This is a genomic window from uncultured Pontibacter sp. (genome assembly GCF_947502515.1).
Lineage (GTDB): Bacteria > Bacteroidota > Bacteroidia > Cytophagales > Hymenobacteraceae > Pontibacter.
Genome location: NZ_CANNAI010000002.1, coordinates 777,663 through 792,115, shown reverse-complemented (window position 1 = coordinate 792,115; position 14,453 = coordinate 777,663). Strand labels below are relative to the sequence as shown.

Here is a 14,453-nt window from a genome sequence, read left to right as displayed (position 1 = left end):
TTTTATCCTTTCATAAAATTAGCCGCGTCGCTGTTGAGCGTTTTCAGCTGGTGATAAATCTGCAGTATCAGGGCCAGTCCAACCGATACTTCGGCGGCGGCCATCGTGAGAATGAAGATGAACATGATTTGTCCGTCCGGCTGCGCCCAGTGACTGCCCGCCACAATAAAAGCGAGCCCGGCAGCATTCAGCATTATCTCCACCGAAATTAGCATGAAAATGATGTTGCGGCGAATCATCACGCTGATAAGGCCGAGCATGAACAGCATACCCGCCAGCAACAAACCGGTTTCCATAGGTATAGACGTCATAACGCTGCGCTCCTTTCTTTTTGCGGTTCCTTTTCCTGCAGGAAGCGATGAATGACTTTCTTCTTCTGACGGCCCAGGTGGTAGGCCCCGACTATACCTGCCATCAGCAGAATACCGGAGAGCTGCACACCCAGCACATACGGCCCATACAAAGCCAGCCCGACGGCTTTGGCGTCGACGAAACTACCGGCAACAGGAGCAGCAGGCATTTCGGCGATTACTAGCAGGTATACCAGCTCGGCGAGCAAGACGAAAGAGAGCAGGGCAGGGCCCATCCAGAGCTTGGGCTGGAGCCATGCCTTTTCCTGTTCCACATCTTCGCGGGTGAGGCTGAGCATCATAATCACGAAGATGATGAGCACCACAATGGCCCCGGCGTACACGATGACTTCGAGCGCCGCCATAAAGGGGGCGCCCATGGTTAGGAACACCACCGCGACGGCCAGAAAAGACACCACGAGGTAGAGCAGGGCATGAATCATGTTGTAGCGCGTGATGACCATGATGGTGGCCAGCACGGCGACGGTTGCGGCTATATAAAATGCGGTTTCCATAGGCTAGGGGATTAAGCTTTTGATGTCTACCGGTGGCGCTTCGTTCTCGGCTTCGCCCTTGCCTTTTCCGCCAATGGCAAGGCCCGCTACCTTGTAGTAGTTGTAGCCGTGGTACTTGCCCTGCCCGTTGATAAGCAGGTCTTTTTTCTCATACACGAGGTTCTGACGGTTGTACTCGCCCATTTCGAAATCAGGTATAAGCTGGATGGCGTAGGTCGGGCAGGCGTCTTCGCAGAAGCCGCAGAAAATGCAACGCGAAAAGTTAATGCGGAAGAACTCGGGATAGCGACGGCCTGTCTCGTCTTCGGTGGCTTGCAGCGCGATACAGTCCACGGGGCAGGCGGCGGCACAGAGGTTGCAGGCGACGCAGCGCTCCCCACCGTCCGGGTCGCGGGACAACACAATGCGGCCCCGCCAGCGTGTCGGCAGTATGGCTTTTTGCTCTGGATACTGAATGGTTTCCCGCTTGTGAAACGCATGCAGCAACGTGAGCCACATACTGCGCAATAAACTAAACATAAGTACTCCTTTCGTTTATTTTTTTTCTTAATAGCAGCGAAACTATATCCTTGAAGGTATAGTCGTTTCATTCTGTATAGCTATCCCCTTGAGGGGATTATAGGGGTGTTAATCATGCACAATTGTCATCCCACTGCCCCTCAGAAGACTTTTTTGAGCCCATACTTCCGGGAGGCTAAGCATTTAGAAACGTTCTTTCCCACTGGCTTTACACCCCTATAGTCCCCTCAAGGGGACAGTCTCGTGTTACTAGTTTCTCAACTCTCTAATTCCTAAACTCTCAAACTCCCCAACTCTTAAACTCCCTCAAACCCATCATTCATCCAAAGCAACACCCCCGCCGTCACTACCAGATTTAGCAAGGTCAGCGGCAGCAAATACTTCCAGCCATACTCCATCAATTGATCATAGCGTGGTCTCGGCATGGAAGCTCTTAACAGGATGAAGACCATCAGGAAGAAAGCCGTTTTCAGGATGAACCACACGATGGGTGGCAGGAAGTCCGGACCGAGCCAGCCACCGAAAAACAGGACCACCATCATGCAGGAGATAAGCGTGATGCCCATGTACTCGCCGATGAAGAACATGCCGAATTTCATACCCGAATACTCGGAGTGGAAACCGGCTACGAGTTCACTTTCCGCTTCCGGCACATCGAAGGGGAGGCGGTGCGTTTCGGCTATACCCGCAATGAAGAAGATGACGAATCCGACGATCTGCGGCACCACGAACCACAAGCCCCGCTGCGCTTCCACAATGGTACTCAGGTTGAAAGAGCCTGCCATCAGCACCACACCCATCAGCGAAAGGCCCATGAATACTTCGTAAGAAATCATTTGCGCCGCGCCACGCATCGCGCCCAGCAAACTGTACTTGTTGTTCGAGGCCCAGCCACCCAGGATGATACTGTAGGCACCCATCGAGGACATTGCCAGAAAGAACAGCAAACCGATGTTCAGGTCGGCCACGACTATGCCCGGCGCAAAGGGAATGACTACAAAGGACATCAGCACCGTGACCACCACAATGGCCGGGGCCAGAATGAACACAGGCTTGTCGGCAAAAGGCGGAATCCAGTCCTGTTTGAAGAACAGCTTGATGGAGTCGGCCGCCACAATCAGCAAGCCGAAGGGGCCGGCGCGGTTTGGGCCATAGCGGTCCTGCAACAGAGCCAGACCGCGTCGCTCTACCCAGATAAGCAGCGCCGCCACGTTGAGCATGACGAACAACACGCCGCCGATGATTAGTAAGTAGTTTGGGGTTGCTGTTTCCATTTGAGTTCTCGGTTAAGTATGGCCCACGCAGGCAATTCAGCATAAGGTATACCCGGCAGTCCCGCCGGCAGGCCCGCTGTGCCGCTGCGTATGTGCGGACTGATTTTCACAGGCACTTGATAGACTTGTCCTTCGATGGTAAAGCTCAGATTCTCGCTCACCTGCAGTTTCATCAAAATGGCGTCTTCTTCGTTGAGCAAGACATAAGGCTCCGGTGCCCGCTCCACAATAGGTGGGGAGTGCATGCTGAGTTCTTCGGAGCCGAAAATGTGGTGGAGCGGCAACATGTACAGGTGGCCTTCCAGCGGCTGGAATCTCTGCGGAACCGTCTGGGTATAAGGCTCCGTTTTGGCCGTATCCGGTTTGATTAAGCGCAGACCCGGGTCGCCGCCTTTCAGGTTTCCGCCTACTTCCTGTTGGTACTTATTCGTAGCCTGTGACGAGTTCCAACCCGGTGCCCAGAAGAATGGGATGATGGACGATGGCGGCTGTCCGCGATAGCCTTCCATGGTATAGGAAAGCGGCGCGTCGGGGTCTACGGGTGGTTTGGGCTCGTTCACGTTGATGTTGGCCAGCATAGCGGTGCGGCCGCTGAAGCGGTGCGGTGCCCGCGGTATTTTCTGTCCGGCAATGCGGAAGTCGGTGCCCGGCGCGACGGCTTCCAAGCCTTTCAGTTCCGGCTGTTCCTTCACCATGGCCTGCAGGATGTCGTCGTAGCCGTGCCAGTGACTGATGCGGTCATGGGCCAACAAAGTGCCCAGTTCACCGAGCCAGCGCCAGCTTTCCTGCAGATCTTCGCCAGTCGGGTATACCTGAAAGAAGCGCTGCGCACGTCCTTCGTTGTTAATGAGCGTGCCGTCCGCTTCGGCAAAAGTGCCGGCTGCCAGTAAGATGTTCGCTTCTTCGCTGGTGGCGTTGTGCAGGTGATCGAGCACGATGACGTGCTTGGCGGTCTTCAGGAAATTGGTCACCATACCTGCGTTGGCCCTTCGGTAGAGGTCGTTTTCTAGGATGATTACCGTATCGGCATAGCCGTTCAGAATCGCTTCAAACGCCGACTCCAGTCTGTGACCGCCCAGCATGGCGAGGCCCATGCTGTTGCATTCCGGCAGGGTGAGCACAATGCCCGCATCTTTTTCTTTTGCCACCAGCGCATTAGCGATGTTGGCGGTAGCCATCAATACCCGTTCGCTGCCGCAGTGCGTGCCGGAAATTACCAGTGGCTTTTTCGCGGCCATTAAGGAATCTGCAATCTGGCGCGCCAGTTGCAGTTCATCTTCGTTCAACCCTTGTACTTCCGGGAAATCAGCATGAATAAAGTTAGCTACCGCGAATCCCAGTCGCGCGATGGCATCCGGGGAGTCGTGGTTAGTATGGGAGGCGATTTCGTCGAGCTTGGTGTCGTGGATGGTGGCAATGAAAAGCGGCCCCATTTCGTCCTGCATTAATTCGCGCACCGCAGCGTCCTGCCATACCGGAATATTGGCTTTGGAGATGTGTTCGAGGGCTGGTTGCTTACGTACCGACTGCCGCACGGCCAAGGCCAACATAGGGGCGGTGTTGAGTAGGTCTTCACCAAGTATAAACACGGCGTCGGCCTGTTCCACTTCCCGCAAGGAGGGGGTGGGGGCAGCGCCTTCCTTTAGGATTTTTAATGCCAAGTCCACCAAATCGTGCTCTGTATCGGATACACCGTGGTGGAAGTTGTCGTCACCGACCAATGTCTTGAGCATGAAGTTCGATTCCAGCGAGGCCCGAGGCGAGCCGATGCCTATCACGCTGCCGGTTCGGAAAGCCGCAGCGGCAGCCTGCAGGGCGGTCAATTTATCGGTGGCTTCAGGCAGTTGCGCACGTACCAGCGGCTTACGGATTCGGCCGACATGGTTCACATGCTCGTAGCCGAAGCGGCCGCGGTCGCAGAGGAAATAGCCATTCACTTCGCCGTTATACCGGTTGGTGATGTTGCGCAAAGTACCGTAGCGCTCGCCTGCCGAAATGTTGCAACCGAGGCTGCAGTGGTGGCAAACCGAAGGGGCCATCGTAAGGTCCCATTTGCGGGTATAGTGTTGTTCCAGGGTCTTATCGGTGAACACACCCGTCGGGCAGACCTCCACTAAGTTGCCGCTGAACTCACTCTCCAGTACGCCATCTTCGTGGCGACCAAAGTAGAGGTGATTGTGGGCCGCGAACACATCGAGGTCCTTTCCGCCGGCATAGTCTTTATAGTAGCGCACACAGCGGTAGCACTGGATGCAGCGGTTCATTTCGTGGTTAATGAACGGGCCGAGATACTGGTTGATGTAGGTGCGTTTGTCGAAACGGTAAGCCCGGTAATTGTGGCCCGTCATCACGGTCATATCCTGCAGGTGGCAGGAGCCGCCTTCGTCGCACACGGCGCAGTCGTGCGGATGGTTGGTCATCAGCCAACCGATGACGTGCGCGCGAAATTCTTTGGCTTCCATATCGGCAATGGAAAGGCGCATGCCGTCGCGCACCTGTTCCATACACGACATAAAGAGCTTGCCCTTAGTGTCGTTTTCATCCTTGTATACTTTTACAGCGCACTGGCGACAAGCGCCGATGGAGCCCATGGCCGGGTGCCAGCAAAAGTAGGGGAGGTCCTTGCCGAGGGTGAGGACGGCCTCCAGCAAATTCTTGCCGGTGGGTACTTCGTAGGGTTTGTCGTCTATATAGATGGTTGCCATACTTTCGCTTTGCTCCAGGGACAGTGGTGTTCGTGAATGTGCCGTTCAAAATCCTCTCTGAAGTATTTCAGGGCGCTCTGCAGAGGTTCCATGGCGCCGGGTGCGAGTGCGCAAAACGTGTTGCCGGGGCCGAGGTATTTGGTATGGAAGTCGAGTGTGAGGAGGTGTTCGGGTTTGCCCTCGCCTTTGTCGATGGCGAGCAATATCTTCTCAACCCAAGGCAGTCCCTCGCGACAAGGCGTACAGAATCCGCAGGACTCCTGCGCAAAGAAATGTTGCAGGTTGTGCACGAAACCAACAGGGCAGGTCTGGTCGTCGAGAATGATCATGGTGCCCGTACCCATGCGGCTGCCGGCTGCCTGGATGGCGGTATAATCCATGGGCAGATCGAGGTGCTCTTCCACCAGAAAATCCGTAGAAGCACCGCCCGGCAAAAGTCCTTTAAAGAGATACCCATCCTGCATACCGCCGCCGTGCTCTTCAATCAGTTCGCGGATGGTAGTACCCAACGGCAGCTCCCAGCAACCGGGCGTTTTCACACGGCCGCTAATGCCGTAGAGCTTGGTACCTGCGTCCTGCGTCTTGCTCAAGCCCTTGAACCACTCCGCGCCGTTATTGATGATGTGCGGCAGACAGCAAAGCGTCTCCACGTTGTTCACGATGGTCGGCTTGCCAAACAAACCGCTCACCTGCGGGAAAGGCGGCTTGGCACGTGGGTTGGCCCGTTTGCCTTCCAATGCATTGAGCAAAGCCGTTTCCTCACCGCACATATACCTGCCCACGCCGGTGTGTAGGTGCATATCCAGACTAAAGCCCGAGCCCAGAATATTCTCTCCCAGATAACCCGCTTCGTAGGCTTCAGCAAGGGCCTTGATGATTTCCCGGGCCGCCACTTTGTAAGCCCAGCGCATGAAGATGTAGGAAATGCTGGCGTCGATGGCGTAGGCCGCCACAATCATTCCTTCTATCAGCTGGTGCGGATTTCCTTCCAAAAGCACGCGGTCCTTGAAGGTGCCGGGCTCCATCTCATCGGCGTTGGCCACGAGGTATTTTGGCTTGGCCGCTTCGGGGCCCATCGGTACGAAACTCCATTTCAGGCCGGTGTTAAAGCCTGCACCGCCACGTCCGCGCAGGTCAGAGTCTTTCACCAAAGTCTGCACGTCGGCAGGGGCCATCTCTTTGAGAATCTTGCGCACAGACTGGTAGCCGCCCACTTGCTCGTACTCTTTGAGCGAGAGTGGTGCGCGTCCGGGGACAATGTGTTGGGTCAGGGGCTTCTCCATAGGTATGCCCGCTTGGGTTTTAGGTATACTTTTCCAGAATCTCGTCCAGTTGTTCCACCGTTAAATCACGGTACAGGTCGTTGTCAATCATAAGGGCAGGGGCACGGTCGCAGGTGCCGAGGCAACAATTTGGCAGTATAGTAAAGCGGCCGTCTTCGGTGGTCTGGCCGTATTTGATGTTGAGTTTTTGGTAGAGTTGGTCACGTATACTTTCATAGCCCATTACCCAGCAACTGATGCTATCGCACACCAAAATCACGTGCCGTCCCACCGGTCTGCGGAAAATCAGATTGTAGAAAGTGGCCACACTATCGAGTTCCGCAGGCGACATCCCTACATAGTCCGCCACATCCTGCAGGCTCTCGTCCGACACCCAGCCATGGCTTTGTTGCACGATTTTCAGCGCTTCGATACACGCATTCTTCGGCGAAGGTACCAGACTGATTTCGTGGTCGATTTTGTGTTTTTCTTCGGCTGTGAGCATTTTGGTTGAATGGTTAAAAGGTTACATTGTCTGAATCAGGATTTACAGGAAAGATTTTCAGGATTAATCTTCTGAATAATTAATGTTGAGAATCCTGTCAATCCTTTAATCCTGTAAATCCTGATTCTGACAAATAAATTCGTGCACGATTCGGACAGGTCGCGACCTGTCCCTACAGATATATTTCAATCACTCCATCACTCCATCACTCAATCAAAAATCACCTGTCAATATCTGCCAGTACATAGTCCATCGCTCCGAGTATCGAGAGCAAGTCTGCTACAGTATATCCTCTGGTAATGTAGGGGAGCATCTGCATGTGTGGGAACGAGGGAGTGCGGATTCGAACCCGGTAAGGGGAAGTATTCCCGTCACTGGTCAAATAGTAGCCGTTGGCTCCCTTGGTCGCCTCTATGCAGCTCATCGCTTCTCCGGGTGGAATAACGGGTCCCCAGGTCACGCCTAAAAAGTGGGTAATCAGCGTCTCGATATCGTGCATGGTGTTTTGCTTGATAGGGGGCGTTGTTATGGCGTGGTCGGACTTGTACGGACCCGCCGGCATGTTCTTCACGCACTGCTCGATGATGCGCAGACTCTGACGCATTTCGGCTACCCGCACCACGGCTCTGTCGTAACAGTCGCCGTTGCTGGCAGTGGGTACTTCGAAGTCGAACAGTTCGTAGCCGGAGTAAGGGCGCATTTTGCGGAAATCCCACTCAAAGCCGCAGGCACGCAGGTTTGGTCCGGTCACGCCCCATTCTATCGCTTCTTCTTTGGTGAAGATGCCTATACCTACCGTACGGGCTTTGAAGAGGCTGTTCTTCATGACCATGTTATCGTATTCCTTGATGCGCTTTGGGAAGTAATCGAGGAATCGCTGCACCAGCTGTTCCCAGCCTTTGGGCAGATCCTGTGCTACACCGCCAATGCGGAACCAATTCGGGTGCATGCGGCCGCCACAAATGCCTTCGATGATGTCAAATATCTTTTCGCGGTCGGTGAACATGTAGAACACGGGCGAGAGCTGCCCCACGTCCTGCGCAAAGGTGCCATACCATACGAGGTGACTCGCAATCCGGAAGAGTTCGCAGAGCATCACCCGGATATACTTCACGCGCTCCGGCACTTCTATACCTGCCAATTGCTCCACTGCCTGCAGATAGGCCAGGTTGTTCATTACGCCGCCGAGGTAATCGACCCGGTCGGTATAGGGGATGTAGGTATGCCAGGACTGGCGCTCGCCCATTTTCTCTGCCCCACGGTGATGGAAGCCGATATCCGGTATAGCATCCACGATGTCCTCACCGTCAAGTTGCAGGATGATGCGCAGCACACCATGCGTGCCTGGGTGTTGCGGACCGATATTGAGGAACATGAAATCGCTGTCGTCGCTCTGGCGTTGCAGTCCCCACTCTTCAGGCTTGAACTGCAGGGCTGATTGCTCGAGGTCTATCTTGTCGTCATACAGCTGGAAAGGACCCATCTCGGTAGCTCGTGCCGGGTGCTCTTTACGGAGCGGGTGTCCGACCCAGGTGCGCGGCATCAGGATGCGGGAGAGGTGCGGGTGACCTTCGAAGCGGATGCCGAACATGTCGTATACCTCGCGCTCGTACCAATTGGCGTTTTGCCAGAGTCCGCTTATGCTGGGTGCTTTCGGAAAGTCTTCCCGGAGGCCGGCTTTTAGTCTGATAAAGGTGTTGCGCTCAAAAGAGAAGAGGTGGTAGATGAGCGTAAAGCTGTAGGGTATATGGCCGTTTTCAGGTTTGCGGGTGCGTTCGTCAATGGCCGTCAGGTCGAAGAGGAGGAGGAAGGGCTGAGGCAGGTCGTGCTTCAGGAATTTGAGCACTTCCGGCACGTGGTCCACAGGAAGCCAGAGGGTGAGGATTTCATCCCGGGTGGTCTGGACTTTGAACGTATCTTCGCCGTACCGCGACTTGAGTTGCTCCAGTATGCCGCTGTTGTTGTTCATGGGAGGAGGCTGTTTAGAGGTTATATTTCATCCGGAGACCTAAACTCATTCATTTGACTCCAGCGTTCTTTTTTCCTTTCTTTCACCTCTATTTTCTCCGGCCGGATCACGCCTTGTTCGCCAATGGTCCAGCTGAGTGGCCGGCGTTCCTGGCCTACCCGTTCTGCCAAAAGCATCAGGCCTTCCATAAAGGCGTCCGGTCGGGGAGGGCAGCCGGGGACGTATACATCCACGGGCAGGAATTTGTCAACGCCCTGGACCACGCTGTAGATATCGTACATGCCGCCGGAGTTGGCACAGGAGCCCATGGAGATGACCCATTTCGGTTCCATCATCTGCTCGTGCAGTCGCTTGATGATGGGGGCCATTTTGATGAAGACGGTGCCTGCGATGATCATCACATCAGCTTCTCTTGGGGTGCCTCGGATTACCTCGGCACCAAAACGGGCCACATCGTATTTAGGCGTCATGCTGGTGGCCATCTCCACGAAGCAGCAGCTCAACCCGAAGTGGAAAGGCCACATCGAGTTCTTGCGGCCCCAGGCGATCAGGTCCTGAAGCGTGGTGAGCATGATGCTCTGCTGCACGGTCTCTTCGTAGGAGCTTGTGCCTGTCACAGCATTGGCAGGTTCATCCGGTTTGCTTAGCCACCATTTCATATTGTAGGGTGTTAGTTACAACATTGGTCAAAAGCTCAAGATAAAGTATCAATTTAGGTATAGGTACCCCATACAAAGCTTCCGGCAAGATTACTCTATCAATTCAAACTCGGCTCCCGTAGCATACGCTTATAGGCAGCCAGTATCTTCTTGCCATCCGGACCGAAATCCAGGGCGCCGTTTCGCCACTCGTATACCAGCACCACTACCAGCATCCCAATAAAGACGAGTACGCCGAAATAGCCATACCAGCCCAGCTCAGGGAAAGCAATGGCCCAGGAAAAAATAAAGATGGTTTCCACATCGAAAATCACGAACATCATGGCCACCATGTAAAACTGAGAGGAGAATCGGATGCGGGCACCTCCGGCACTGACGATACCGCCCTCATAGGGCTCACCAACGGCACGACCATGTCCGCGCTGCCCGAGCACATACGACAAGCCCAGTATCAGCAATACCAGACTTAGCACGATGGCACCATAGACCACCAGTGGCCACAGTAATGTGGTTGTTTCGGCTGTTTCCTGCATGGTTTCTCCTAATAAATGATATCCGGGCTACCTACTCGTGGTGCCCGGTTATATAGTGTTCGAGGTCCTCGATAATGCACTTTTGTTCATCCATCATACATTTTACAATGTCACCGATCGACACCAATCCGACCAGTTCCTGATTTTCAAACACGGGCAGGTGACGTATGTATTTCTGGGTCATGAGTACCATACACTGCTCCAGTGTTGTGTCTGGAGTGACAGTGACGGGATGCTCGCTCATAATTTCCTGAACAAGCGTATCGCGGGAGGCTTTTCCTTTGAGGATGACTTTTCGGGCATAGTCGCGCTCAGTAAACATGCCGGCAAACTTACCATTGTCCATCACGATGAGTGCACCCACGTTTTGCTCCACCATGGTTTCAAGGGCACTGTAGACGGTGCTGGTAGGGGCAACAGAAATCACCTTGTTGCCTTTTTTTTGGAGAATATGTCTGACTGTTCCCATAAAACCTCCTGTATTATTGTAATATATGCTTGAATGTTAGGATGTTATACGAGTGGTTTAGAATTAAGGCAATGAATTATTTAAAAATTACTTAAAAATATTATAAATATATCTTTTTTTGTTACTAGTAGGGGTTTCCTTGAACTGATGTTATGACTTAAAGCGGCTTACCCAACACATTGTTATCTCTGGTACTTAGGATAGATTGGTTTGTATATAAGTTAAAACCAACTATTTAGCCTTCCGTTATCACTAATGTATATCGTGGCATTACCGCCTTTTGCCATCAAATCTATTCCCAAATCAGCGAGCCATGGAACCATTTATCAAGCACTTCAAAGACATTAGCTACAAAGACCTGAGCAGTGTGGGTGGCAAAAACGCCTCACTCGGAGAAATGTATAACCAACTCAATCCGGAAGGTATACGGGTGCCTGATGGCTATGCGACTACCTCAGCGGCTTATTGGCATTTTCTGGAGCAGAATGAACTGAAGCAGCGACTGACCGATATACTGGCGAAACTGGACACGAATGATTTTCATAATCTGTCGGCAGTAGGGGAGCAGGCGCGGGAGCTTATTTTAAACGCTCAATTTCCGGAGGACATTCGGGAAGCGATCGAAGAAGGCTATACCTATCTGAAGTCGGAATACGGAGAGGATATATCGTTGGCCGTGCGCAGCAGCGCTACCGCCGAAGACCTGCCTACTGCCAGTTTTGCCGGTCAATTAGAAACCTATCTCAATGTGAGGGGGATCCAGAACCTTTTCAAAGCATGCCACCACAGCTACGCTTCCCTGTTCACTGATCGAGCCATTAAATACAGGATTGACAATGGTTTTGAGCACATGCAGGTGGCACTGTCGGTAGGTATACAAACTATGGTACGGTCCGACAAAGCCTGCTCCGGCGTTATGTTCACGCTCGATCCGGATACCGGGTTTGAAAATGCCGTGGTCATTTCCGGTTCCTGGGGGCTGGGGGAGAACGTAGTGCAGGGTGCTGTGAACACCGATGAGTTTGTGGTCTTTAAACCAACGCTCGGCAAAGCCAAACAGCCGATCATTTCGCGCAAACTGGGCAGTAAAGCTAAAACCATGGTATACGCCGAAAAATCCGAAAATGAATTGCTGAGTCCAACTGATGCCATCGTAAACAAGGATACGCCAGCGGACCGACAGGAGCAGTTTGTACTTAAGGACGAAGAGGTGGTGCAGCTGGCGAAATGGGGCAAGCGCATTGAGGAACATTATGGTCAGCCCATGGACATTGAGTGGGCAAAAGATGGTCTGAACGGTGAGCTTTACATTGTACAGGCCAGACCTGAAACAGTGCAGAGTCAGCACAAGGATGAAGCCTTTTTCACGGAGTATACCTTAAAAGAGGAGGGCAAGGTGCTCTGCTCGGGTATAGGCCTGAGCAACCGCATTGTGTCAGGTACAGCCCGCGTGCTGCACACACCTGCTGAGAGTGGCAAATTGCAGGAAGGTGAAGTGCTCGTCACCCGAAAAACAGACCCGGACTGGGATCCTATCCTGAAAAAAGCGAGTGCCATTATCACAGAACAAGGAGGCCGAACCAGCCATGCTGCCATTGTAGCAAGAGAGGTAGGTGCTGTTGCTGTGCTTGGCACTGATGATGCTACCAAAACAATTCGGGATGGGCAGGAGGTAACGGTATCGACAGCGGGAGGAGAAACTGGGTATGTATATGAAGGCAAGTTGGACTGGGACGAGAAGAAGACGGACATGAGCAAACTCGGCAAGCCCGAGACCAAGGCTATGCTGATACTCGGTGATCCGGAGCAAGCCTTTAAGTATTCTTTTCTTCCAAATGATGGGGTAGGGCTAATGCGCATGGAGTTCATTATCAATAATTCCATCCAGATTCACCCAATGGCACTGAAGCATTTTGATAAAGTGGAGAGCGAAGAAGCTCGTGAGAAAATAGAGCAACTCACGCACCACTACCCAAACAAAGCGGACTATTTTGTAGACAAGCTGGCTGAAGCCACCGGCATTATCGCTGCGGCGTTTTACCCGAAAGATGTGATCGTGCGAATGAGTGATTTTAAGTCCAATGAGTATGCCAACCTGATTGGTGGACGGCAGTTTGAGCCCGACGAAGCCAACCCGATGATCGGGCTGCGGGGAGCATCCCGCTATTATCATAAGCTATACCAGGAAGGATTCGAACTGGAATGCCGCGCCATGAAAAAGGTGCGTGAAGAGATGGGGCTGACCAATGTAAAACTGATGATCCCTTTTTGCCGCACCGTTGAAGAGGGAAAGAAAGTGATCGACTTGTTGGCTGACAATGGTCTGAAAAGAGGAGAAAACGAACTGGAGGTATACGTGATGGTTGAGATACCGAGCAACGCTTTGCTGGCTGAGGAATTTGCCGAACATTTCGACGGCTTTTCCATAGGCTCCAACGACCTGACGCAACTGACACTCGGTGCCGACCGAGATTCCGGTCTGCTCAGCGATATCTTCTCTCCATTTGACCAGGCAGTGCAGCAGCTGATTGTCATGACCCTGCAGAAAGCTAAAAAGACGGGCACGAAAGTCGGTTTATGCGGGCAGGCTCCGAGTGATTATCCTAAATTTGCGGCCTTTTTAGTGGAGCACGGCATCGACAGCATTTCCTTTAACCCGGACGCATTTTTCAAGGGACTGGAGAATATGCTGGAGGCAGAGAAGCAGAAGCGTTAGAAGCTTACTCTTTGTCGTTCTATACCTGTGGACACTACAGATAAAGTGTTGCTAAGTGCCAGGTTTTACTTTCTATACATGCCGTTGCAGAGATTCTCTACTTCCTTGAGCACACGTTTGGCTCGATCGTCTCGCAGTCCTATACTTTGCAGCAGTTCTTCCTCGTGCAGCAGTTCACTGCAGAGCACGATCTTCTGGTCGAGCAGGCGCTGTTTTTCAGAATTGGTAAGGGTCGTGAGGCAGGTGAGGGGGTAGAGATGAAATGAATCCACCAAATCTTTCAGGCTACCTTTGGCAGGATAGTCCCAACCAATCAGGCGCATTTGCATGCAGCTGGCGAAGCGGATAGCGTCTTCTGTGAAACGGGTGTTCGTCATCACCCAGACCTCATGAAAGCGGATCTCGTACTCGTGTTCCGATGGCCATACCTTCTCCACGTCCTTGAAGCGGGACTGGATATACATCGGAACCTTCACGTCCGATTTGTTGCGGTGCATGTTGTGGTACTTGCACTCGATCATGGCTCGTTTTCCGTCCTTTAACGCAATCACATCTATTTCGTGTCGCACGCAGTGGCCGTCTACAAATACCCCAATCTCGGTAGTATAGCCCTGTGCCCGCAGTATCTCCGCTACGAACTTCTCGAAAGGAAAACCTGAGGGACCCAATTGCATAATACCCTGTTTCAGGCTGTAGCGTGCGGCTGCAGTGTTGGAAAGACGCCTGAGGATCCCGAAGGCTTTGCGGTAGATCTTACGGGTTGAAATACCGGAGGTAAGTTCTGGGGCCAATTGGCGAAGAACTTCATCTGCCTGACGCTCGTCGGCACCGGATTTGCGAAGCGAGTGCCGGAGTTTGCCGACCGAGAAAAGTACTTTTTCGCCTGACGCTTTTGTCACGACCAGTTGCTCCAGGGTATCTTCCATAGTATGCTTAGATATCTGGCAGTCAAGTTCAGGAAAGCATGGCAGATATAC

Annotated in this window: 13 protein-coding genes; 1 reads left to right on the top strand and 12 read right to left on the bottom strand. The window is 52.9% G+C overall.

Translation table 11 applies throughout. From position 1 onward, the window contains the following. Window positions 1-2: 2 nt before the first annotated feature. The 11 genes from nuoK to Q1A54_RS08080 form a co-directional block, all read right to left on the bottom strand. On the bottom strand, window positions 3-311 hold the full coding sequence (gene nuoK / locus Q1A54_RS08130; protein WP_366915793.1) for an NADH-quinone oxidoreductase subunit NuoK: 309 nt from the start codon (window positions 309-311) through the stop codon (window positions 3-5). Next, on the bottom strand, window positions 308-865 hold the full coding sequence (nuoJ, locus tag Q1A54_RS08125; protein ID WP_299986588.1) for an NADH-quinone oxidoreductase subunit J: 558 nt from the start codon (window positions 863-865) through the stop codon (window positions 308-310). Before nuoJ ends, nuoK begins: the two co-directional genes overlap by 4 nt. A 3-nt stretch (window positions 866-868) precedes the next feature. Next, window positions 869-1,384, bottom strand: a complete 516-nt coding sequence (gene nuoI / locus Q1A54_RS08120) for an NADH-quinone oxidoreductase subunit NuoI (protein ID WP_299986586.1) — start codon at window positions 1,382-1,384, stop codon at window positions 869-871. A 296-nt stretch (window positions 1,385-1,680) separates the two neighbouring features. Beyond that, on the bottom strand, window positions 1,681-2,658 hold the full coding sequence (gene nuoH / locus Q1A54_RS08115; RefSeq protein WP_299986584.1) for an NADH-quinone oxidoreductase subunit NuoH: 978 nt from the start codon (window positions 2,656-2,658) through the stop codon (window positions 1,681-1,683). Beyond that, complete coding sequence (gene nuoG / locus Q1A54_RS08110) at window positions 2,628-5,363, bottom strand: NADH-quinone oxidoreductase subunit NuoG (protein WP_299986582.1); 2,736 nt, start codon at window positions 5,361-5,363, stop codon at window positions 2,628-2,630. Before nuoG ends, nuoH begins: the two co-directional genes overlap by 31 nt. Then, a complete protein-coding gene (gene nuoF / locus Q1A54_RS08105) occupies window positions 5,345-6,646 on the bottom strand; it encodes an NADH-quinone oxidoreductase subunit NuoF (protein ID WP_299986580.1) in 1,302 nt (433 codons plus the stop codon). The genes nuoG and nuoF overlap by 19 nt, the downstream gene beginning before the upstream one ends. A gap of 19 nt (window positions 6,647-6,665) precedes the next feature. Beyond that, complete coding sequence (nuoE, locus tag Q1A54_RS08100) at window positions 6,666-7,130, bottom strand: NADH-quinone oxidoreductase subunit NuoE (RefSeq protein ID WP_299986578.1); 465 nt, start codon at window positions 7,128-7,130, stop codon at window positions 6,666-6,668. 220 nt (window positions 7,131-7,350) lie between these two features. Continuing rightward, entirely contained in the window at window positions 7,351-9,099 is a 1,749-nt protein-coding gene (gene nuoC, locus Q1A54_RS08095; protein ID WP_299986576.1) for an NADH-quinone oxidoreductase subunit C/D, read from the bottom strand. A 20-nt stretch (window positions 9,100-9,119) separates the two neighbouring features. Further along, complete coding sequence (nuoB, locus tag Q1A54_RS08090) at window positions 9,120-9,758, bottom strand: NADH-quinone oxidoreductase subunit NuoB (protein WP_196117788.1); 639 nt, start codon at window positions 9,756-9,758, stop codon at window positions 9,120-9,122. A 98-nt stretch (window positions 9,759-9,856) separates the two neighbouring features. Continuing rightward, window positions 9,857-10,291 carry an NADH-quinone oxidoreductase subunit A gene (locus tag Q1A54_RS08085; protein ID WP_196117790.1) on the bottom strand — a complete coding sequence of 145 codons (435 nt, stop codon included), beginning with the start codon at window positions 10,289-10,291 and terminating at the stop codon, window positions 9,857-9,859. A gap of 31 nt (window positions 10,292-10,322) precedes the next feature. After that, complete coding sequence (locus Q1A54_RS08080; RefSeq protein WP_196117792.1) at window positions 10,323-10,760, bottom strand: CBS domain-containing protein; 438 nt, start codon at window positions 10,758-10,760, stop codon at window positions 10,323-10,325. A 313-nt stretch (window positions 10,761-11,073) separates the two neighbouring features. Here Q1A54_RS08080 and ppsA point away from each other — a divergent pair, with 313 nt between their 5' ends. After that, a complete protein-coding gene (gene ppsA / locus Q1A54_RS08075) occupies window positions 11,074-13,476 on the top strand; it encodes a phosphoenolpyruvate synthase (protein ID WP_299986572.1) in 2,403 nt (800 codons plus the stop codon). 65 nt (window positions 13,477-13,541) lie between these two features. On the opposite strand, the gene Q1A54_RS08070 is transcribed toward ppsA, so the two are convergent. After that, complete coding sequence (locus Q1A54_RS08070) at window positions 13,542-14,402, bottom strand: restriction endonuclease (protein WP_299986570.1); 861 nt, start codon at window positions 14,400-14,402, stop codon at window positions 13,542-13,544. Window positions 14,403-14,453: the final 51 nt, after the last annotated feature.